This is a genomic window from Pseudonocardia autotrophica (assembly GCF_003945385.1).
In the GTDB taxonomy this organism is placed as follows: Bacteria; Actinomycetota; Actinomycetes; order Mycobacteriales; family Pseudonocardiaceae; genus Pseudonocardia; species Pseudonocardia autotrophica.
This window is the reverse complement of sequence record NZ_AP018920.1, coordinates 5,791,469-5,811,261: the sequence shown is the minus strand read 5'-3', so window position 1 is coordinate 5,811,261 and position 19,793 is coordinate 5,791,469. Positions and strand designations below refer to the sequence as shown.

At 71.2% G+C, this 19,793-nt stretch carries 22 protein-coding genes; 12 read left to right on the top strand and 10 right to left on the bottom strand.

What is annotated here, in order from left to right:
- Nucleotides 1–16 precede the first annotated feature (16 nt).
- The 7 genes from Pdca_RS27195 (at nt 17) to Pdca_RS27165 (ending at nt 6,428) form a co-directional block, all read left to right on the top strand.
- The gene (locus Pdca_RS27195) at nt 17–565 is read left to right on the top strand and encodes a F0F1 ATP synthase subunit B (protein ID WP_085910747.1); all 549 of its coding nucleotides are present in this window, start codon (nt 17–19) and stop codon (nt 563–565) included.
- Nucleotides 565–1,395, top strand: a complete 831-nt coding sequence (locus Pdca_RS27190) for a F0F1 ATP synthase subunit delta (RefSeq protein WP_085910748.1) — start codon at nt 565–567, stop codon at nt 1,393–1,395. The genes Pdca_RS27195 and Pdca_RS27190 overlap by 1 nt, the downstream gene beginning before the upstream one ends.
- A gap of 76 nt (nt 1,396–1,471) precedes the next feature.
- Nucleotides 1,472–3,112, top strand: coding sequence for a F0F1 ATP synthase subunit alpha (gene atpA / locus Pdca_RS27185; RefSeq protein ID WP_085910749.1), 1,641 nt, complete (start codon nt 1,472–1,474; stop codon nt 3,110–3,112).
- A 12-nt stretch (nt 3,113–3,124) separates the two neighbouring features.
- The gene (locus Pdca_RS27180) at nt 3,125–4,108 is read left to right on the top strand and encodes a F0F1 ATP synthase subunit gamma (RefSeq protein ID WP_085910750.1); all 984 of its coding nucleotides are present in this window, start codon (nt 3,125–3,127) and stop codon (nt 4,106–4,108) included.
- On the top strand, nt 4,108–5,541 hold the full coding sequence (gene atpD / locus Pdca_RS27175) for a F0F1 ATP synthase subunit beta (RefSeq protein ID WP_085910751.1): 1,434 nt from the start codon (nt 4,108–4,110) through the stop codon (nt 5,539–5,541). Before Pdca_RS27180 ends, atpD begins: the two co-directional genes overlap by 1 nt.
- A gap of 50 nt (nt 5,542–5,591) precedes the next feature.
- Nucleotides 5,592–5,960 (top strand): F0F1 ATP synthase subunit epsilon, encoded by a 369-nt coding sequence (locus tag Pdca_RS27170; RefSeq protein ID WP_085910752.1) that lies wholly within the window; start codon nt 5,592–5,594, stop codon nt 5,958–5,960.
- A gap of 21 nt (nt 5,961–5,981) precedes the next feature.
- On the top strand, nt 5,982–6,428 hold the full coding sequence (locus tag Pdca_RS27165; RefSeq protein ID WP_085910753.1) for a DUF2550 domain-containing protein: 447 nt from the start codon (nt 5,982–5,984) through the stop codon (nt 6,426–6,428).
- Between the two features lie 89 nt (nt 6,429–6,517).
- Here Pdca_RS27165 and Pdca_RS27160 read toward each other — a convergent pair whose 3' ends face one another.
- Entirely contained in the window at nt 6,518–7,105 is a 588-nt protein-coding gene (locus tag Pdca_RS27160) for a cob(I)yrinic acid a,c-diamide adenosyltransferase (protein WP_085910754.1), read from the bottom strand.
- A 156-nt stretch (nt 7,106–7,261) separates the two neighbouring features.
- Between Pdca_RS27160 and murA the strand changes: the two genes are divergently transcribed.
- Nucleotides 7,262–8,530: a UDP-N-acetylglucosamine 1-carboxyvinyltransferase gene (murA, locus tag Pdca_RS27155; RefSeq protein WP_085910755.1), complete on the top strand. Its 1,269-nt coding sequence runs from the start codon at nt 7,262–7,264 to the stop codon at nt 8,528–8,530.
- Nucleotides 8,531–8,533: 3 nt separating this feature from the next.
- Here the strand turns inward: murA and Pdca_RS27150 are convergent, their stop codons facing one another.
- Nucleotides 8,534–9,550 (bottom strand): hypothetical protein, encoded by a 1,017-nt coding sequence (locus Pdca_RS27150; RefSeq protein WP_125911589.1) that lies wholly within the window; start codon nt 9,548–9,550, stop codon nt 8,534–8,536.
- A 115-nt stretch (nt 9,551–9,665) separates the two neighbouring features.
- On the opposite strand from Pdca_RS27150, the gene Pdca_RS27145 reads away from it, so the two are divergent.
- Entirely contained in the window at nt 9,666–10,505 is an 840-nt protein-coding gene (locus Pdca_RS27145) for a DUF1206 domain-containing protein (protein ID WP_085910757.1), read from the top strand.
- On the opposite strand, the gene Pdca_RS27140 is transcribed toward Pdca_RS27145, so the two are convergent.
- From Pdca_RS27140 to Pdca_RS27125, 4 genes are all read right to left on the bottom strand, one after another.
- Nucleotides 10,498–10,836 carry a hypothetical protein gene (locus Pdca_RS27140; RefSeq protein ID WP_085910758.1) on the bottom strand — a complete coding sequence of 113 codons (339 nt, stop codon included), beginning with the start codon at nt 10,834–10,836 and terminating at the stop codon, nt 10,498–10,500. The genes Pdca_RS27145 and Pdca_RS27140 overlap by 8 nt on opposite strands.
- 72 nt (nt 10,837–10,908) lie before the next feature.
- Nucleotides 10,909–11,457, bottom strand: a complete 549-nt coding sequence (locus tag Pdca_RS27135) for a DUF3558 family protein (RefSeq protein WP_085910759.1) — start codon at nt 11,455–11,457, stop codon at nt 10,909–10,911.
- 123 nt (nt 11,458–11,580) lie between these two features.
- Entirely contained in the window at nt 11,581–11,874 is a 294-nt protein-coding gene (locus tag Pdca_RS27130) for a hypothetical protein (protein ID WP_085910760.1), read from the bottom strand.
- A gap of 119 nt (nt 11,875–11,993) precedes the next feature.
- The gene (locus tag Pdca_RS27125) at nt 11,994–12,539 is read right to left on the bottom strand and encodes a DUF3558 family protein (protein ID WP_166665862.1); all 546 of its coding nucleotides are present in this window, start codon (nt 12,537–12,539) and stop codon (nt 11,994–11,996) included.
- 153 nt (nt 12,540–12,692) lie between these two features.
- On the opposite strand from Pdca_RS27125, the gene Pdca_RS27120 reads away from it, so the two are divergent.
- From Pdca_RS27120 to Pdca_RS27110, 3 genes are read left to right on the top strand one after another with little or no spacing between them, the layout of a single operon-like run.
- Entirely contained in the window at nt 12,693–13,928 is a 1,236-nt protein-coding gene (locus tag Pdca_RS27120) for an acyl-CoA dehydrogenase family protein (protein ID WP_085910973.1), read from the top strand.
- Entirely contained in the window at nt 13,925–15,034 is a 1,110-nt protein-coding gene (locus Pdca_RS27115; RefSeq protein ID WP_085910762.1) for an acyl-CoA dehydrogenase family protein, read from the top strand. The genes Pdca_RS27120 and Pdca_RS27115 overlap by 4 nt, the downstream gene beginning before the upstream one ends.
- Before the next feature lie 43 nt (nt 15,035–15,077).
- Nucleotides 15,078–16,610 (top strand): long-chain-fatty-acid--CoA ligase, encoded by a 1,533-nt coding sequence (locus tag Pdca_RS27110; RefSeq protein ID WP_085910763.1) that lies wholly within the window; start codon nt 15,078–15,080, stop codon nt 16,608–16,610.
- Nucleotides 16,611–16,619: 9 nt separating this feature from the next.
- On the opposite strand, the gene Pdca_RS27105 is transcribed toward Pdca_RS27110, so the two are convergent.
- From Pdca_RS27105 to larB, 4 genes are all read right to left on the bottom strand, one after another.
- Nucleotides 16,620–16,955, bottom strand: a complete 336-nt coding sequence (locus Pdca_RS27105; protein WP_232021227.1) for a hypothetical protein — start codon at nt 16,953–16,955, stop codon at nt 16,620–16,622.
- Nucleotides 16,956–17,069: 114 nt separating this feature from the next.
- Complete coding sequence (locus Pdca_RS27100) at nt 17,070–17,897, bottom strand: amidohydrolase family protein (RefSeq protein ID WP_085910764.1); 828 nt, start codon at nt 17,895–17,897, stop codon at nt 17,070–17,072.
- Between the two features lie 22 nt (nt 17,898–17,919).
- Complete coding sequence (gene larC / locus Pdca_RS27095) at nt 17,920–19,101, bottom strand: nickel pincer cofactor biosynthesis protein LarC (protein ID WP_085910765.1); 1,182 nt, start codon at nt 19,099–19,101, stop codon at nt 17,920–17,922.
- A complete protein-coding gene (gene larB / locus Pdca_RS27090; RefSeq protein WP_085910766.1) occupies nt 19,098–19,766 on the bottom strand; it encodes a nickel pincer cofactor biosynthesis protein LarB in 669 nt (222 codons plus the stop codon). The genes larC and larB overlap by 4 nt, the downstream gene beginning before the upstream one ends.
- Nucleotides 19,767–19,793 lie beyond the last annotated feature (27 nt).

The window sequence follows — 19,793 nt, the reverse complement described above, 5'->3', positions numbered from 1 at the left end:
CGTCACGGAAGGACATATGGTGGAACGACTGATCCTCGCCGCCGAGGAACCCTCACCGATCGCCGTCTACCCGGCAGAGCTCGTGCTCGGCCTGGTCTCCTTCGCCATCCTGTTTTTCGTCCTCTGGAAGTTCGCGGTACCGCGCTTCGAGAAGCTCTACGAGGAGCGGACCGACGCCATCGAGGGCGGCCTCAAGCGCGCCCAGGAGGCGCAGGAGCAGGCGGACCGGCTGAAGAAGGAGTACGAGGAGCAGGTGGCGGGCCTGCGGGCCGAGGCCGCGCGCATCCGCGATGACGCGCGCGCCGAGGGCCAGCAGATCAAGGCCGAGCTCCGGGCGGAAGCCGAGCAGGAGGCCGCGCGCATCAAGGCACGGGGCGACGAGCAGATCGCCGCAGCCCGCGCCGCCGCCGAGCGGTCGCTGCGCGGAGAGGTCGGCGGACTGTCGGTGCAGCTGGCCGAGCGCCTGCTGCGTGAACAGTTGGCCGACGACTCCCGGCGCTCCGCGACCATCGACTCGTTCCTCGCCGACCTCGGCGAGACGGGCCAGCGGAGCGGGGCGAACTGATGACCCCGGTCCTGCAGGCCGCCACCCGGGAAGCGCTGGCCGCGCTCACCGAGCGGCTGGACGCCTACACCGACGGCGCCCCCGCCCGCGAGCTGACCACGACCGCCGACGAGCTGTTCTCGGTGGCCCGCTTCCTCGAGGGCGAGCGACAGGTGCGGAGGCTGCTGGCCGACGCGAGCACGCCCGAGCAGACGCGGGCCGACCTGGTGCAGCGCCTGTTCGGCGGGAAGCTCTCGCAGCCCGTCCTGGACCTGGTCGGCGAACTGGTGCGCAAGCGCTGGTCGAAGCCGCGCGACATCGTGCTCGCGGCCGAGGCGATGGCCCGCCGGGCCACGCTGTCGACGGCCGCCCGCAACGGCTCCCTCGACGACGTCGAGGACCAGCTGTTCCGCTTCGGCCGGATCCTCGCCCGCGAGCCCGAGCTGAACGCGTTGCTCGCCGACACCACCCGGCCCGTCGAGGGGCGCCTCCAGCTGCTCGACGGGGTACTCGGTGACCGGACCTACCCGACCACCGCCGCCCTGCTCCGCCAGACCGTGCGGCTGCCGCGCGGCAGGCACCTCGACGTCCTCGCCGAGGAGCTCGCCGATCTCGCAGCAGCACTGCGGGAGCGTTCGGTGGCGAAGGTGCGCACCTCCGTCGCGCTGACCCCGGAGCAGGAGTCGGCGCTCGCCGATCGCCTCGGCCGTATCTACGGCCGCACGATCTCCCTGCAGGTTGAGCTCGACCGGGACCTCCTCGGAGGTCTGGTCGTGCAGGTCGGCGGCGAGGTCATCGACGGTAGCGTGGCGGGAAGACTCGCCGCCGCACGCCGTTCCCTGCCCAGCTGACCTGCCCGAGGGCGCACCGCCGGTCGCCGGCGGCACGATCTCAGGTCCCCCGTTCGAGAGAAGGAACGACGCAGCCATGACAGAGCTGACGATCTCCTCCGAGGAGATCCGGAGTGCGATCTCCAGCTACGTCTCGTCGCTGGAGAACGACACCACCCGCCGCGAGGTCGGGACCGTGTCCGACACCGGTGACGGCATCGCCCACATCGAGGGCCTGCCCTCGGCCATGACCAACGAGCTGCTCGAGTTCGACGGTGGCGTCCGTGGCGTCGCGCTGAACCTGGAGCCGAACGAGATCGGCGCCGTCGTCCTCGGCGACTACACCGGTATCGAAGAGGGCCAGCAGGTCACCCGCACCGGCGAGGTCCTCTCGGTCCCGGTCGGCGACGGCTACCTCGGCCGGGTCGTCGACCCGCTGGGCAACGCCATCGACGGCCTCGGCGACATCGAGGCCGACAGCCGCCGCGTGCTGGAGCTCCAGGCTGCCGGCGTGATGGACCGCCAGGAGGTCCGCGAGCCGCTGCAGACCGGCATCAAGGCGATCGACGCGATGACGCCGATCGGCCGTGGCCAGCGGCAGCTGGTGATCGGTGACCGCAAGACCGGTAAGACCGCGGTCTGCGTCGACACGATCATCAACCAGAAGGAGAACTGGGACTCCGGCGACCCGAAGAAGCAGGTTCGCTGCATCTACGTCGCCGTGGGCCAGAAGGGCTCCACGATCGCCGGTGTCCGGCAGTCCCTCGAGGACGCCGGTGCGCTGGAGTACACGACGATCGTCGCCTCCCCGGCGTCCGACCCGGCCGGCTTCAAGTGGCTCGCCCCGTACACCGGTTCGGCCATCGGCCAGCACTGGATGTACCAGGGCAAGCACGTCCTGATCGTCTTCGACGACCTGTCCAAGCAGGCCGAGGCCTACCGCGCGATCTCGCTGCTGCTGCGCCGCCCGCCGGGCCGTGAGGCCTACCCGGGTGACGTCTTCTACTTGCACTCGCGGCTGCTCGAGCGTTGCGCGAAGCTCTCGGACGGCCTCGGCGCCGGCTCGATGACCGGTCTGCCGATCATCGAGACCAAGGCGAACGACGTGTCGGCCTACATCCCGACCAACGTCATCTCGATCACCGACGGCCAGGTCTTCCTCGAGTCGGACCTGTTCAACCAGGGTGTCCGGCCGGCGATCAACGTCGGTATCTCGGTCTCCCGGGTCGGTGGCTCGGCGCAGATCAAGGGCATGCGCAAGGTGTCCGGCTCGTTGCGTCTGGACCTCTCGCAGTACCGCGAGCTGGAGGCGTTCGCCGCCTTCGGTTCCGACCTCGACGCCGCCTCGGCCGCCACGCTGGGCCGCGGTGAGCGCCTGGTGGAGCTGCTCAAGCAGGCGCAGTACGCGCCGGTCGCGGTGCAGGACCAGGTCGTCTCGATCTGGCTGGGCACCAGCGGCAAGCTCGACTCGGTGCCGGTCGCCGACGTGCAGCGCTTCGAGTCGGAATTCCGCGAGTACACCCGCCGGCACGCCTCGGGGCCGCTGAACGAGATCAGCGACACCGGACTGCTCTCGGACGACGCGGTCGAGACCCTGACCAAGGCCGTCGACGAGTTCAAGCGTAACGAGTTCACCGCCTCCGACGGCTCGTCCGTCGTCCCGAACGAGAAGCCCGCGAAGGCGCTCGACGAGGACGAAGTCGAGCAGGAGACCGTCAAGGTCAACAAGAAGAACTGAGGCTGATACCCGATGGCGGCACAGATCCGGGTGCTGCGCCGGCGTATCCGGTCGACGCAGTCCATCAAGAAGATCACCCGCTCCCAGGAGCTGATCGCGACCTCACGGATCGCGAAGGCCAGGGCGCGGGTGCAGGAGGCGCGCCCCTACGCCGAGCTGATGACGAGCACGCTCTCCGAGCTCGCCGCCAACTCGGCGCTGGAGCACCCTCTCCTGGTCGAGCGTGAGAAGCCGAAGCGCGCCGCGGTGCTGGTCGTGACCAGTGACCGTGGTCAGTGCGGCGGCTACAACGCCAACGTCCTGAAGGAGGCGGAGCAGCTGCAGTCGCTGCTCCGGGAGCAGGGCAAGGAGCCGATCCTCTACGTGATCGGCCGCAAGGGCGTCTCGTACTACCGGTTCCGCAACCGGGAGATCGCACAGTCCTGGACGGGCTTCTCCGAGCAGCCCGGTTACGAGCACGCTGCGGAAGCTGCCCGGACGCTGGTCGAGCAGTTCATGGCCGGCGCCGAGGACGACGACGCGGACGGCGTGGACGAGCTGCACCTCGTGTACACGAGCTTCAAGAACATGATCACGCAGGTCCCGCAGGCCCGGCGGATGGCACCGCTCGAGGTCGAGTACGCGGCCGATCCCGCGTCGGCGGAGCCGGTGGGCGAGGTCGACGGTGGCGCCGACCCGGCGCAGAGCAAGGCGGAGCAGTCGCAGAGCGCGGGATCGCAGTCGCTGTACGAGTTCGAGCCGGACCCGGACACGCTGTTCGACGCGCTGCTGCCGAAGTACATCGGGGCCCGTCTGTACGCGGCCCTGCTGGAGTCGGCGGCGTCGGAGTCGGCGAACCGGCAGCGGGCCATGAAGGCCGCGACCGACAACGCGAACGACCTGATCCGTAGTCTGACGCTGGAGGCCAACCAGGCACGGCAGGCTCAGATCACCCAGGAGATCAGCGAGATCGTCGGTGGTGTCGACGCTCTCGCCAGCGCAGGAAGTGAGAGCTGATGACCACGACCGCCGAAACTTCGGCCGGCCCGATCACCGGGCGCGTCGTCCAGGTGACCGGCCCGGTCGTCGACGTCGAGTTCCCGCGGGACCAGGTTCCGGAGCTGTACAACGCGCTGACGCTGGAGGTCAACCTCTCCGGTGACCAGCGCAAGCTGACCCTGGAGATCGCGCAGCACCTGGGCGACAACCTGGTCCGCGCCATCTCCATGCAGCCGACCGACGGCGTCGTCCGCGGCCAGGAGGTCACCGACCTCGGTCGCCCGATCTCCGTCCCGGTCGGTGACCAGGTCAAGGGTCACGTCTTCAACGCGCTCGGTGACTGCCTGGACGACCCGTCCATCCAGTTCACCGGCGACCTGCGGTCGATCCACCAGAAGGCGCCGCGGTTCGACCAGCTCGAGGGCAAGACCGAGATGCTGGAGACCGGCATCAAGGTCCTCGACCTGATGACGCCGTACGTGGTCGGCGGCAAGATCGGCCTGTTCGGCGGCGCGGGTGTCGGCAAGACCGTGCTGATCCAGGAGATGATCCAGCGTGTCGCGCTGAACTTCGGTGGCACCTCGGTGTTCGCCGGCGTCGGCGAGCGGACCCGTGAGGGCAACGACCTCATCACGGAGATGACCGAGTCGGGCGTCATGAAGAACACCGCCCTGGTGTTCGGCCAGATGGACGAGCCGCCGGGCACCCGTATGCGGGTCGCGCTCTCTGCGCTGACGATGGCGGAGTACTTCCGGGACTCGCAGGACCAGGACGTCCTGCTGTTCATCGACAACATCTTCCGGTTCACCCAGGCCGGCCAGGAGGTCTCCACCCTGCTGGGCCGGATGCCGTCCGCGGTGGGGTACCAGCCCACCCTGGCCGACGAGATGGGCGAGCTGCAGGAGCGGATCACCTCGACCCGTGGCCGGTCGATCACCTCGATGCAGGCGATCTACGTGCCGGCTGACGACTACACCGACCCGGCGCCGGCGACCACGTTCGCCCACCTGGACGCGACCACCGAGCTGTCCCGGCCGATCTCCCAGAAGGGGATCTACCCGGCGGTGGACCCGCTGACCTCGACGTCGCGGATCCTCGACCCGCAGTACGTCGGCGACGAGCACTTCCGCGTCGCCAACGAGGTCAAGCGGATCCTGCAGAAGTACAACGACCTGCAGGACATCATCGCGATCCTCGGTATCGACGAGCTGTCCGAGGAGGACAAGCAGCTGGTCGGTCGGGCCCGCCGGATCGAGCGCTTCCTGTCGCAGAACCTGCTGGTCGCCGAGCAGTTCACCGGCCAGCCGGGCTCGACGGTTCCGCTGAAGGAGACCATCGAGGCGTTCGACAAGATCGCCAAGGGCGACTTCGACGACGTCCCCGAGCAGGCCTTCTTCCTCTGCGGTGGTCTCGAGGACCTGGAGAAGAACCGCAAGAAGCTCGAGAGCTGAGCGACGCTTGCTGAGCGAACAGACAGCGGAGGCTCACAATGCCTGCTGAGATGACTGTTGAACTGGTGTCCGTCGAGCGCCGGCTGTGGTCGGGCGATGCACGCTTCGTGCTCGCCCGGACCACCGTCGGTGAGGTCGGTATCCTGCCTGGACACCAGCCGATGCTGGCCCAGCTGGAGGAGGCCGGAGTCGTCCGCATCGACTCGACCGACGGCTCGAAGCGCACCATCGCGGTGCACGGCGGGTTCCTCTCGGTGTCGGCGAAGCGGGTGTCGATCCTGGCCGAGTTCGCCGAGCAGTCCGACGAGATCGACGTCGACCGCGCCAGGCGTGCACTGGACCGGGCCGACGACTCCGACGAGGGCACGGCCGCGAAGGCCCGTGCGGAGGCCCGTCTCCGCGCAGCCGAGGCCAACTAGGGGCGGGGGAGACACACGGCAGTGGAGCTCATTGCGGCGATCGTCGGAGTTCTGCTGCTGTGTCTGGTCGTCCCTCTCGTCTGGCTCGCCGTGCGGCGGGTACGGCTCATGCGCAACGGCGGTGTGGACCTGTGTCTGCGCCGCCGTTTCGCTGTCACGGACTGGCACTTCGGGGTCGGTCGTTACGAGGGCGAGCGGTTCGCCTGGTACCGGCTCACCAGCTTCCGGATCGGCCCGACGGTCGTGGTGGAGCGCGGTGAGCTGGAGATCGTGGACCGGCGCCCGCCGCACCGCTCAGAGGAGTTCGCGATCCCGATGGCGATCGAGGTGCTCCGATGCCGGGGCCGGGACGCGGGCGGCCGCGGGATCGACGTCGAGCTCGCGATGTCGTCGGACGTCCGGACCGGCTTCATGGCATGGCTGGAGTCGACGCCGCCGGGCCGCAACCACTACCGCGAGGCCTCGTAGGGCCTGGTAGAGCCTGGTCGGGGCCGGTTCGGATCGGCCGGGAGAAAAGTGAAGGCGCCCCCCTCTTTCGGGGAGGCGCCTTCGGTGTGTCAGGACCGCGGAGCGCCGTGCGGCCCGCCCGGCTGCCAGAGCACGTCGCCGTCCGGGTTCGCGACCCGGCCGAGGATGAACAGCAGATCCGACAGCCGGTTCAGGTACTGCGCGGTCAGCGGGTTGGTGCGCTCGGCGTCGTCCTCCAGCAGCGCCCACACCGACCGCTCGGCGCGCCGGGTGACGGTCCGGGCGACGTGCAGGTAGGCCCCCCCGGGGGTGCCGCCGGGCAGGATGAACGAGCTCAGCTTCGGCAGTTCCGGGTTGAACTCGTCGCACCAGCCCTCGAGCCTGGTCACGTACCCCTCGGTGACCCGCAGCGGCGGGTACTCCGGGTTCTCGACGATCGGCGCGCACAGGTCGGCCCCGACGTCGAACAGGTCGTTCTGGATCTGCCGCAGCGGATCGGCGATCCGCTCGGCGAGCCCGCCGAGCGTCACCGCGACGCCGATCGCGGCGTTCGCCTCGTCGGTGTCGGCGTAGGCCGCCAGCCGCGGGTCGGTCTTGCGGACCCGGCTGAAGTCACCGAGAGCCGTCGTGCCGTCGTCGCCGGTCTTCGTGTAGATCCGAGTCAGGTGTACCGCCACACCGACAGGCTATGCGTGCGGTGACACGCCGACCAGGCCGGACCGGACGGCGCGGCCGCGGCAACCGTTCGGTGTGTTGCGCCGGACGGTCCAACCTTCGGCCGACACGTCGGGGCGAGCCCCGGCGCCGGTAGCCGTCCCGTTACCGTTCAGAACGTGGTGGAGCATTTCGCGGTCCGTGGCGGGGCCCGGCTGAGTGGGTCCGTCGACGTCGTCGGGGCGAAGAACAGCGTGCTCAAACTGATGGCGGCGGCGTTGCTCGCCGAGGGCCGGACGACGCTGGAGAACTGCCCGGAGATCCTGGACGTGCCGCTGATGGCGGACGTCCTGCGCAGCCTGGGCTGCACGGTGACGATCGAGGGCCCGACGGTGCACATCGACGTCCCGGCCGATCCCGGTGCGGAGGCCGACTACCGGTCGGTGTCCAAGCTGCGGGCCTCGGTCTGCGTGCTCGGCCCGCTGGTGGCCCGCTGCCGGCGCGCGGTCGTCCCGCTGCCCGGGGGCGACGCGATCGGCTCCCGCCCGCTGGACATGCACCAGAACGGCCTGCGCAAGCTCGGGGCGACGACCGACATCGTGCACGGCAGCGTCACCGCGTCCGCCGGGGACCTGCACGGCGCGCAGATCTGGCTGGACTTCCCCAGCGTCGGCGCGACCGAGAACATCCTGATGGCGGCGGTGCTCGCCGAGGGCACCACGGTCATCGACAACGCGGCCCGCGAGCCCGAGATCGTCGATCTCTGCGTGATGTTGCAGCAGATGGGCGCGAAGCTGGAGGGGGTGGGCTCGTCCACGCTGTCCGTGCACGGCGTCACCGGGCTCCAGCCGACCACGCACCGGGTGATCGGAGACCGGATCGTGGGCGCGACCTGGGCGTTCGCCACGGCGATGACGCGCGGCGAGGTGACCGTGCGCGGCGTGGACCCGCACCACATCGACCTGGTGCTGGACAAGCTGCGCAGCGCGGGCGCCGAGATCACCGTCGGCGAGCACGAGTTCACGATCGTGCAGGCGGAGCGCCCCCAGGCGGTCGACTTCGTGACGCTGCCCTACCCGGGCTTCGCGACCGACCTGCAGCCGATGGCGATCGCGCTGTCCGCGGTCGCCGACGGTACGTCCATGATCACCGAGAATGTGTTCGAGGCCCGGTTCCGGTTCGTCGACGAGATGGTGCGGCTCGGGGCCGACGCGCGCACCGACGGCCACCACGCCGTCGTCCGCGGGCGGCCGGAGCTGTCCAGCGCCCCGGTGTGGGCGAGCGACATCCGGGCCGGTGCCGGGCTGGTGCTGGCCGGGCTGTGCGCGCGCGGCTCGACCGAGGTGTGGGACGTCGCGCACATCGACCGCGGCTACCCGCGGTTCGTGGAGAACCTCAGCGCGCTCGGTGCGGACATCGCGCGGGTCGCCGGCGAGCCGGAGCGCTAAGAACTACCCGGCGGGTGTGCGGAGACCGGGCTCGTAGGGGGCCCCGAACCGGGACCCGTCGAACAGGCGGGCCACGACCGGATCGGTGCCGTCGCGGCCGACGTCGACGGCCGCGATCCGGGTAGTCCGCTCGGTGGCGTCCGGCGGGGTGAACGACAGGTAGGCGCGCAACCGGTCCACCGAGCCCGGCAGGTAGACCGCCGAGCGGAGCGACGGCCCGCGTTCCAGCGCGGCACCCGTCCCGGCCACGACGTGATCGCGCACCGCGCGATCGAGCACCGGCTCCAGGGTGTCCCGCAGATCGTCGGTGAGCGCCGGCCCGAACTCCCGATCGGCGGGCAGCTCGATCCCGTCGGTGCTCGCGAGGACCCGGGCGACGTGCCGGACCTCGGCGTCGAGTGCGTCGGCCTGCTCGGCCGACCGGAGGACCGCCGGCAGCCCCGGATCCACGGGCTCGGCCGGCCGAGCCGACGCCGGGACGACCGAGACCCGCAGGTCGACCTCGTGTCGATCGGTGACCAGTGCGGCGGCGCAGCGGTCCAGCAGCGGGAACAGATCGGCGCCGGCGTCGCTCTCGACGTCGGCGAGCACGGTGAGCACGATCCGCACCCGCGACGCGAGATCCAGCGGAACCGGCCGGCCCCGCTCCTCCCAGGAGACTCCGGTGACGCCGCCGAGCGCGGGCCCGCAGGGCCCCGCACCCAGCTCGCGCACCACCGCGGCGGCGGCTCGTGCCTCGTCGGTCCGCTCCGCGATCCGGCGCAGGCAGTCCGTGTCGCAGTCCCGATCGATCTCGAAGCGCAGGGCGGCGTCCGGATCGTCGACCAGTCCGGCCAGCGCGGTCCGCGGGGCGTCGCCGACCGGGTCGTCGATCCGCAGGATCCGCAACCCGCCCGGCACCGCGTCGTCGGCGATGCCCTGCGCGACCCGCTCCGACCGGCCGGTGAGCAGGACACCGCCGGCCACCGCGGCGGCCGCGACGATCCCGACGACCACGAGCACGACCACCCCTCGACGCATGACCCGGACCGTAGCCGGACGGGCCCGCCGCGGACTCCGTGCGAACACGGATGCCGTGCACTGCGGGGGTCGCCCGTTCGTGGCAGTCTTCCCGTCACAGTGACAGGAGGTCGGCATGGTGCGAACCCCCGATACGGCCGACGTGGCCAGGGCCGGCCGCGGAGCGCGGGACGTGGCCCATTCGACACCGGTCCGGATCGCGGCGCGGATCGGGATCGCCGCGAACGGTGTCCTGCACCTGATGATCGGCTGGCTGGCCGTGCAGGTCGCACTCGGCTCGGGCGGGCAGGCCGACCAGAACGGCGCGTTGGGCGCCATTGCCGCCGAGCCGCTCGGCCGGGCGTTCCTGTGGGTGCTGGTGATCGGGTTCGCCGCCGTCGTGCTGTGGCGGTCGGTCTCGGCGGTGTGGGGGTTCGGCTACCTGGGCGACCGCAAGAAGCAGCTGGCGAAGCGGGTCGTCTCGGCCGGGCTGGCGGTCGTCTATCTGGTGCTGGCGGTCGCGGCGGCGACGACGGCGATCCGCGGGCGGGCGTCGTCGGGCAGCGGCGGGGAAGCCACCGCCGGGCTGCTCGGCCTGCCGGGCGGACAGATCATCACCGCCCTCGTCGGGGTCGGTGTCGTGATCGGCGGCGGGGTGATGATCTGGAACGGCTGGACGAAGCGGTTCATGGAGGACCAGGACCTCGCCGGTGCCGACACCCGGATTCGGCGGCTCAACGCGCGCACCGGCCAGGTGGGGTTCATCGCCAAGGGGATCGCGGTCGGGGTGCTGGGGATGCTGCTCGGGGTCGCGGCGCTGACCTTCGACCCGCAGCGGGCGAACGGCCTGGACTCGGCGCTGAAGGCGCTGCGCGAGCAGCCCTACGGGGTGTTCCTGCTGATCGCGGTGGGGCTGGGTATCGCCTGCTACGGGATCTTCTGCTTCCTCGACGCCCGGTACCACCGGGTCACCTGAACGACTCGGTGTTGTCGGCCTCGACGAGGCCGTACTGGACGGCGGCTTCGTCGAGGCGTCTGCAGGCCTCGAGTAGTTCGGCCAGGTGCGCGGTGTGCGTATCGATGATGTGGTTGATCTTGGCCTGGAACATCTTCTGCGCGTCCCTGGAGATCGGATCGTCTCCGCAGCGTGGGATCGCCGTGAGTCCGGATGCTGTGCGGAGCGCTTCCTGTATCGAGCCGGCCTGTGTTGCGAGAGCAGCGCGTACCTGCTGAACGTTCGTGATGTTGATCTGTGTCATGAGGGAGTCGGAGGCTGTCCCGCGTGGACGAAACGCGTCGATGGCCATCCGTCGACCGTAGGGATGCAGGTCACCGGCGATCGGGTTTCTGCGGAGATGGTTCGCGATCGTGACGACGCCTCATTCGGCGGGCCGGAGATTCTGGATCACCTGTGTGGTGAATGCCTTCGCCCGTTGGCACACTTCCTCGATGGCGCCGCTTTCGTTCCTCATGTCGCGCCCGGTCAACTGGGTCAGCGTCCGCAGGCCCAGGTTGTCGGAAGTGTCGACGTAGTACGTGCACAGGGGGGCCGATGTTTCGTTGGCGGTGACCTGGACGACTCCGTAGCCGTCGATCTCCTGGACGGTCGAGTCCGGAGTTCCCACTGCGACCGCGGCCGGGACGGGGGTGGTCTGGACGCTGTAGTTGTAGCCGTTGCGGTAGTTGCTCCATCCGCAGAGCCGGGTCGGGCCGTCACCGAGTTCGGCGGAGTCGGGCTCGCCCGCCTCCACACCCAGTTCGTCCTGCTGCTCGGTGGTGAGGGCTGCACAGAGGTCGACCGAGGTGGTGTCGATGTCGGCGGGTCGGGGTGGGAAGGGGCCGGCGGGGGCGTCGGGGCTGCAGCCGGTGAGGAGCGCCGCGATCGCGACGAGCAGGACGGTCGTGCGGCCGTGGGTCGCTTTCGCCATGGAATCCTCCGGGGTGCTGGGAGATCTCAGGCTAGCGTCGATGATCACTGTCCGGAGTGGATTCGACCGCGTCGTCAGGGTCGGAATCGGTGGCGGGGTGATTCGGCGCCTGTTATCACCGGGTCACCTGAACGACTCGGTGTTGTCGCCCTCGACGAGGCCGTACTGGACAGCGGCTTCGTCGAGGCGTGCGCAGGCCTCGTACAGTTCGACCAGGTACGCGCCGTGTGTATCGAGGATGTGGTTGATCTTGGCCTGGAATATCTTCTGTGCGTCCCTGGAGACCGGATCGTCTCCGCACCGTGGGATCGCTGTGAGGTCGAGCGACGCATTGTTGAGCGCGAACTGAATGGAATCGACCTGTTCCATGAGTGCCGCGCGTGCTTGCAGGACGTTCGTGATGTTGATCTGTGTCATGAGCGAGTCGGAGGAAGTTCCACGGGGAGTCGTGCCTCGATATCCATTCGTCGACCGTACGAAAGCGGATGTCGGTAGACGCGGTTTTCGACGGAGAGATTCGCAGATGTGACCGCGTATCAACGGGCGGACCGGAGGTTCTCGATCACCTGTGACGTGAAGACCTCCGCGCGTCGGCAGACTTCCTCGATGAGGGTGGGGTCGCGCTTGTCGGGTCGGGTTGCCTGGGTCAGCGTCCGGATTCCCACGGTGTCGGAGGTGTCGACGTAGGTCATGCATTGCGGGACCGAGGTCGCGTGGGCGGGGACCTGGACGACCCCGTAGCCGCTGATTTCCTGGACGGTCGAGTCCGGGCTGCCCACGGTGACCGCGGCGGGGACCGGAAGGGTCTGGATGCTGTAGTTGTAGCCGTCGTCGAAGCTGCTCCACCGGCAGGTCCGGGTAGGGCCTTCGCTGAGTTCGGCGGTTCCGGGCACACCGGGCTCGACCCCGAGTGCGGCCTGTTGGTGCGGTGTCAGACCGGCACAGATATCGACCGAGGTGGTGTCGATGTCGGCGGGCCGGGGCGGGAAGGGTCCGGCGGGGACGTCGGCGCCGCAGCCGGTGAGGAGCGCCGCGATCGCGACGAGCAGGACGGTCGTGCGGCCGCGGGACGCTCTCGCCACGGGATCCTCCGGGTCGCTGGGAGGTCCCAGGCTAACGCCGGCGGGCACCGTCCGGAGTGGATTCGACCGACTCGTCACCGCAGGCTCGGCCATTGCGTTCTTAACGATTGATCAGTAGGTTCCCGATACCGCCTCGACGTGGAGGGAACCCGCATGACCGTGGTCGACGAGACCCAGGAGACCCCGACACCGGAGTACCGCAGGGCGGTGCGTGCCTGGCTCGCGGCGCACGCCCCCGGTTCGCTCGCCGGGCTGCCCGCCGACGAGCAGCTGCGGCGGTCCCGGGAGTTCCAGGCAGCCCTCTACGACGCCGGGTACGCGGGCATCACCTGGCCCGAGAGCGTCGGCGGGCAGGGCCTCGGGCAGGCCGAGCAGCAGGCGTTCTCCGACGAGGCGGCCGAGCACGAGCTGCCGCTGTACCCCTTCATGATCGGTATGGGGATGTGCGGGCCCACGGTCGTCGACCTGGGGACCGACGCCCAGCGGGACCGGTACCTGCGGCCGCTGCTGCGCGGCGAGGAGATCTGGTGCCAGCTGTTCTCCGAGCCGGGCGCCGGATCCGACGTCGCCAGCCTGCAGTCGCGCGCGGTGCTCGACGGTGACCGCTGGATCCTCAACGGCCAGAAGGTGTGGACGACCAACGCCCAGTTCGCCGACTTCGGCGCGGTCCTGGCCCGCACCGATCCGGACCGGCCGAAGCACGCCGGGCTGACGATGTTCATCGTCGACATGCACGCACCCGGGGTCACGGTCCGCCCGCTCAAGGACATGACGGGGCGGTCGCCGTTCAACGAGGTCTACTTCGACGACGTCGAGATCCCGGTCGAGAACGTGCTCGGCGAGATCGGCGGCGGCTGGCACGCCGCGGTGACGATGCTCGGGCACGAGCGGGTGTCGATCGGCTCGGCCCGCAGGCCGCGCCGGAGCCCGCTGGAGTTCACCTCGCTCGCCGAGCGCGCCCGGGCGGCGGGCGTCGACACCGACCCGGTGGTGCGCGACCGGCTCGCCGAGCTCTACGCCCACGAGCGTGCGCTCGCGTTGCTCAACTCCCGGATCCGGCAGGAGACCGCGGCCGGTCGGCCGCCGGGTGCGCGCGGCTCGGTCCTCAAGCTCGCCGGGGCACTCCAGCTGCGGCGCGCGATCGAGGTGGCGGGTCTGGTCTCGGGCGCCGACGCGATCGCCTGGGACCCGTCCGACACGAGCGGCGACGAACTCGCGCTGGCGATCAACGCGGCGCCGTCGTCGAGCATCGCGGGCGGCACCAACGAGGTGCAGCGCAACATCATCGGTGAGCGGATCCTCGGACTGCCGAAGGAGCCGCAGGTCGATCGGGACGTCCCGTTCCGCGAGCTGGCGGTCGGGACCCAGCGGCGGGAGGGGACCCGGTGACGCTCGTTCCGGACAGCGAGGTGGAGGAGCTGCGCGCCGCGGTCCGCCGGTTCCTCGGCGACAAGGCGCCCTCGGAGCGGGTCCGCGCGGTACTGGACGGCGATCCCGGTCACGACCCGGCCGTCTGGTCCGGCCTCGCGGCCCAGGGCGTACTCGGGCTGGTGGTGCCCGAGGAGCTGGGCGGCGGCGGAGCCGGGCACGTGGAACGCGCCGTCGTCGCGGAGGAGCTGGGGCGTGCGCTCACCCCGGCACCGTTCCTGGCGTCGGCCGTGCTCGCCACCGACGCGCTGCTGGCACTCGACGACGAGCCGGCGCGCGCCGAGTTCCTGCCGCGCCTCGCCACCGGCGAGCTGGTCGGCACCGTGGCGGTCGCCGAGTGTGGCGGGGAGTGGGATCGCACCGGCGGGCGAACCACCGCGACCGCCGCGGACGGCCGGTGGGAGCTGACCGGCGTCAAGACACCGGTACTCGCCGGGGACACCGCCGGGCTGGTGCTGGTGCTGGCCCGCACGGCCGACGGGCCGGGCTGGTTCGCCGTCGACGGAGCCGCGCCCGGGCTGACCCGTGAACGGCTGAGCACGCTGGACCCGACGCGGCGGCTCGCCGCGCTGAGGTTCGACGCGACCCCGGCGCGCCACCTCGCGTCCGCCGATCCGGCCGCCGCGCTCGGCACGGTCGCCGATCTCGCCGCGGTGGCGCTCGCCGCCGAGCAGACCGGGCTGATGCAGCGGGCGCTGGAGCTGACCGTCGAGTACGCGACGCTGCGGGTGCAGTTCGGCCGTCCGATCGGCTCCTACCAGGCGGTGAAGCACGGCTGTGCCGACGTGTACAGCGCATGGGAGCACGCCGTCTCGGTGGTGCGGCACGCCGCATGGGCGGCCGACCACGATCGCGCCGAGCTGCCGGTGGCGGCGGCACTCGCCCAGACCTACACCGGCCCGGCGGCGTTCACCGCGGCGACCGCGATGGTGCAGTACCACGGTGGAGTCGGCTACACCTGGGAGCACGACGCGCACCTGTTCTACAAGCGGGCCAAGAGCGCCGAGCAGCTCCTGGGGTCCCCTGCCGGGCACCGGGCCCGGCTCGCCGAGCGGCTCGGGCTGTAGCGCCGGAGCCGGACCGAGCACCGTGACCGAAGTGAGGACACCGATGTCCGCTACCGCGATCCCCGGCCGGGGGATGACGATGAGCGATCTCGTCGCCCGGCACGCCCGCATCTCCCCGGACGTCGTGGCGCTCGCCGATCCGGCGGGCCGGCGGACCTACCGCGAGCTCGACGCCAGGGTCGACCGGCTCGCCGGCGTACTCGCCGGCCGCGGGATCGGGGCCGGCGACCGGGTCGCCGTGCTCGGGCTGAACAGCATCGAGGTCGTCGAGTCCTGGCTCGCGGTCCTGCGGCTCGGGGCGATCGCGGTGCCGGTGAACTTCCGGCTCGCGCCCGACGAGATCCGCTATGTCCTCGACGACAGCGGATCGAGCCTGGTCGTCGCCGATCCGGCGCTGGCCCCGGCCGTCGAGAAGGCCCGCGCGGGAGCCCCGTCCGTCGGGTCGGTCATCACCTTCGGCGAGGAGTACGAGGCGCTGCTCGCGGACGGCCCCGACCTGCCCGAGGTGCCGGCGGTGTCCGACGAGGCACCGGCCTACATCATGTACACCTCCGGGACGACCGGCTTCCCGAAGGGCGCGGTGCTCACCCACCGCAACCTGTACCTGCACGCCTTCTGCTCGATGGCGACCCTGGGGCTCACCGGCGACGACCGGGTGTGGATGTCGGCGGCGCCGCTGTTCCACATCGCCGGACTGTCCGGGATGCTGCCGGTGCTGATCACCGGGGGGAAGGTCGTGATCCCGCCCTCGGGCGGCTTCGACCCGGTGCAGACCGTGCGCACACTCGTCGACGAGGGCGTCACGTCGTGCTTCATGGTCCCGGCCCAGTGGCAGGCCGTCTGCGCGGTCGATCTGGCCGCCCACGACCTGTCCCGGCTGCGCCGGATCTCCTGGGGCGCCGCCCCGGCGTCGACCACCCTGCTCCGCACCATGATCGATGCGTTCCCGCAGGCCGAGGTCTGCACCGCTTTCGGGCAGACCGAGTGCAGTCCGGTCACCACGAACCTGCGCGGCGAGGACGCGATCCGCAAGATCGGGTCGATCGGCACGCCGATGGTCGGGGTGGAGGTCCGGATCGTCGACGAGGACATGAACGACGTCCTGCCCGGGGAGGTCGGCGAGATCGTCTACCGCAGCCCGATGGTGATGACCGGCTACTGGAACAAGCCCGCGGAAACCGCCGAGGCGTTCCGCGGCGGCTGGTTCCACTCCGGTGACCTGGTGCGCGCGGACCCGGACGGCTATCTCTACGTCGTCGACCGCAAGAAGGACATGATCATCTCCGGCGGGGAGAACATCTACTGCGCCGAGGTGGAGAACGTCCTCGCCGGGCATCCGAAGATCGCCGAGGTGGCGCTGATCGGCGTCCCGGACCCGAAGTGGGGGGAGACGCCGCTGGCCGTCGTCGCACCCCGGGATCCGGCCGATCCGCCGACCGAGGCCGAGATCGAGGCGTACGCCAGGGAGCGGCTGGCCGCCTACAAGCGCCCCCGGCACCTGCAGCTGGTGGACTCGCTGCCCCGCAACCCGAGCGGCAAGGTGCTCAAGACCGTGCTGCGGGACCGGCACACCTGATCCCGCGCGCTACTCGAACGAGCCGCGGGACAGCACGACCTTCGCGTCCTTGACGTCGCGTGGGAAGACCAGCAGCGCGTAACCGGCTCCGGTCTCGTCGCGGGAGACGGTCGCCCGGATGCCGGCCGCACGCAACCGGTCGCGCAGCACCCGGGCGGCGTCCGGGCCGGGGACCCGGGACACCTCGGTGAGCAGGCCGGTCGCCACCGGGTCGTCCGGGTCGTCGGTGGGCAGTTTCACGTTCCGCTGGTGGCCGAACGTCCAGCGCAGCAGCAACCCGATCAGGACCAGTGTCGTGACCAGGCCGATCACCGTGCCCAGCCTGGGGACGAGGTCCAGATTCATGGGTCGATGGTCGCACCGGAGGAGCCCGTCCGCCGCACGGCGGGGCGAGGCGGCCCGGCACCGATACCGCCGCGAGCCGGCGCGCAGCGGTGCGGGCAGCCCGGTCCGCGCCGATCAGCCGTAGAGCGCTTCGGCGTTACCGCGCAGCACGAGCCGGGCCAGCTCCCCGTCGCCGGTCGCGGCGCTCAGCCGGGCGAGCTCACCGGCGCGGTCGCCCCACGGCTCGTCGCTGGCGAACAGCACGCGGTCGGCGCCGATCCCGCGCTTCTCGATCTCCGCCGCCATCCAGCGCGGCGCGAACCCGATCGCCCAGCTGGTGTCGGTGTAGACCTTCTTCCCGGCCGAGATCCAGTCGAAGAACCGGCTGCCGATCAGCTTGATGTGTCCGCTCATCCCCCCGCCGAGGTGCACCATGTGCAGCCGGACGTCGTCGGCGTACCAGTCGACGAGGTTCCCGATCTCGTCCACGTCCGAGGCGCCACCGGGCGAGGTGTGCACGTGCACGGTCAGATCGTGCTCGCGGGCGGTGGCGAAGATCCGGTCCAGCGCGGGGCGGCACTCCGGGTCCGACGCCCGCCCGCCGAGCAGGAAGCTGATCTTGATGACCCGGACACCGGGCTCGCCGGCGAGCTTGAGCGCCTCGGCGGTCAGCTCGGCGTCCTGCGGGCGGGGGGAGGCCCAGATGCCCGCGCGGATCCGGGAGTCGGCCGCGGCGGCCTCGAGGCAGAGCGGGTTGAGCGCGAACGACGCCGAGACGTCCGGCACCCCGTAGTTCGGGATGGCGAGGGTGAGCTCGGTGCCCTCGGCGTCGAGGTCGTCCTGCAGCTGGCGGATCGTCTCGCGGGCGGCGATGTCCGGATTGACCGGCGGCCCGCCGTAGAAGGGGTAGGAGGGCAGGACGCCCAGGTGCCGGTGCGCGTCGTGCGGCGTGAGGACAGTCATGTCGTATAGTAGATCACGCCTACTATAGCGATCGCCAGTCCGCGGGAAGCGCCGCGAGCGCCGCGGCGAGCACCCCGGCCGGTGAGCGCCCGGACGCCCGGGCGACGGCCTCGACGTCGTCGTACTCCGGCTGGGCGTTCAGCACCCGTCCGTCCCGGCGGGCGATCTTGACCCGCACCGGATGGCCGTGCACGGTCACCGAGCGGATCTCGCGCTCCAGCACGTCCCGCTCCCAGGTGGTGTGCCGCAAGCCGATCGCCGAGGTGGTCGCGAAGATCACCGCCGCTGCGGCGGTCAGCAGGTCCGGTGGCACGAGCGCGCTGAGGACGTGCGCCGGCCGTCCCTTCTTCATCAGAATCGGGGTCAGCCAGGCGTCCAGGGCGCCCGCGGACAGCAGATCGGCGAGTACCGACGGCCACAACCGCGGGTCCATGTCGTCGACGTTCGTCTCCACCAGGACGACCTGGCCGGTGCCGGCTCCGTCCGGGACCGGATGCCCCGCCAGCAGGCGCAGGACGTTCGCGTGCCCGGACGGGTCCCGGCCGCCTGCGCCGACGCCGACCGCCTCCACGACCATCGGGGGTTGCGGGCCGTATCCCTGCGACCAGGTCCGCAGCAGCGCCGCACCGGTCGGGGTGCAGGACTCGGTGCTGCCCGGTCCGCTCGTCGTCGGGACCCCGCGCAGCAGCTCGACCACGGCCGGCACCGGCACCGGCAGCGATCCGTGCGCCCCGCGGACGCGGCCGGATCCGACGGCGATCGTCGACACGGTGAGCCGCTCCAGGCCGAGGTGGGTGAGCCCGGCGCAGGTGCCCACGACGTCGGCGATCGAGTCGAGGGCGCCGACCTCGTGGAACGCGACCTCGTCCACCGGGGAGCGGTGCACCGTGGCCTCGGCCGCGGCGAGCCGGGCGAACGCCGCACGGGCACGCTCGCGGACGGCGTCGTCGAGCGGCGCGGTGTCCAGCGTCGCGGAGATCTCCCGCCATCTGCGGTGGGTGTGCGGGGCGGCAGCCACCGCCACCCGGCAGTGCACGGCGGCCAACCCGCCCCGGGTGACCTCCTCGGCCGCCAGCCGGACCTCGCCGGGGGCCAGTGCGTCCACCGCGTCCTGCAGGACGTCCAGTGGTACTCCCGCGCCGAGCAGCGCGCCGAGCAGCATGTCGCCGGAGGCGCCCGCGGTCGCGTCGATCCAGCCGATCATCGCGGTCCCGCCGTGCGGCGGGCGATCCGGGCGGCGAGTACTCCGGCCCCGTAGCCGTTGTCGATGTTGACCACCGCCGTCCCGGGGGCGCAGGAGGTGAGCATCCCGAGCAGGGCGGCCAGGCCACCGAATGCCGCGCCGTAGCCGGTCGAAGTCGGGACGGCGAGTACCGGGACCCCGGTGAGTCCACCGACGACGCTGGTGAGGGCCCCCTCCATGCCGGCGACCACGACGACGCAGTCCGCCCGGCCGAGGTCGTCGCGGATCGCCAGCACCCGGTGCACGCCGGCCACCCCGACGTCGGCGATGACCCGTGCGTGCGCACCGTGCACGAGCACGCTCAACGCGGCCTCCCGGGCGACCGGGATGTCGGCGGTCCCTCCGGTCACCACCAGCACCGAGCCGTTCGACGGGGGGAACGGCCCCAGCGTCGCCGCCCGCGCGTCCCGGTGCAGTGCCGCCGCGGGCAGCGCCGCGGCGAGCGCGTCGAACATCGCGTCGTCGAGCCGGGTGGCCAGCACCGCCCGCTCCGGGTGGGTGGCGTGCAGCTCGGTCATCAGCTCGACGACCTGGTCGGGTGTCTTGCCCTGGCCGAAGATCACCTCGGGGTCGCCGGTGCGTCGCAGCCGGTCGTGGTCGAGCCGTGCGGCTGGCTCCGGATCCATCGTGCGCACCCTCCTCGGGTGGTCCTG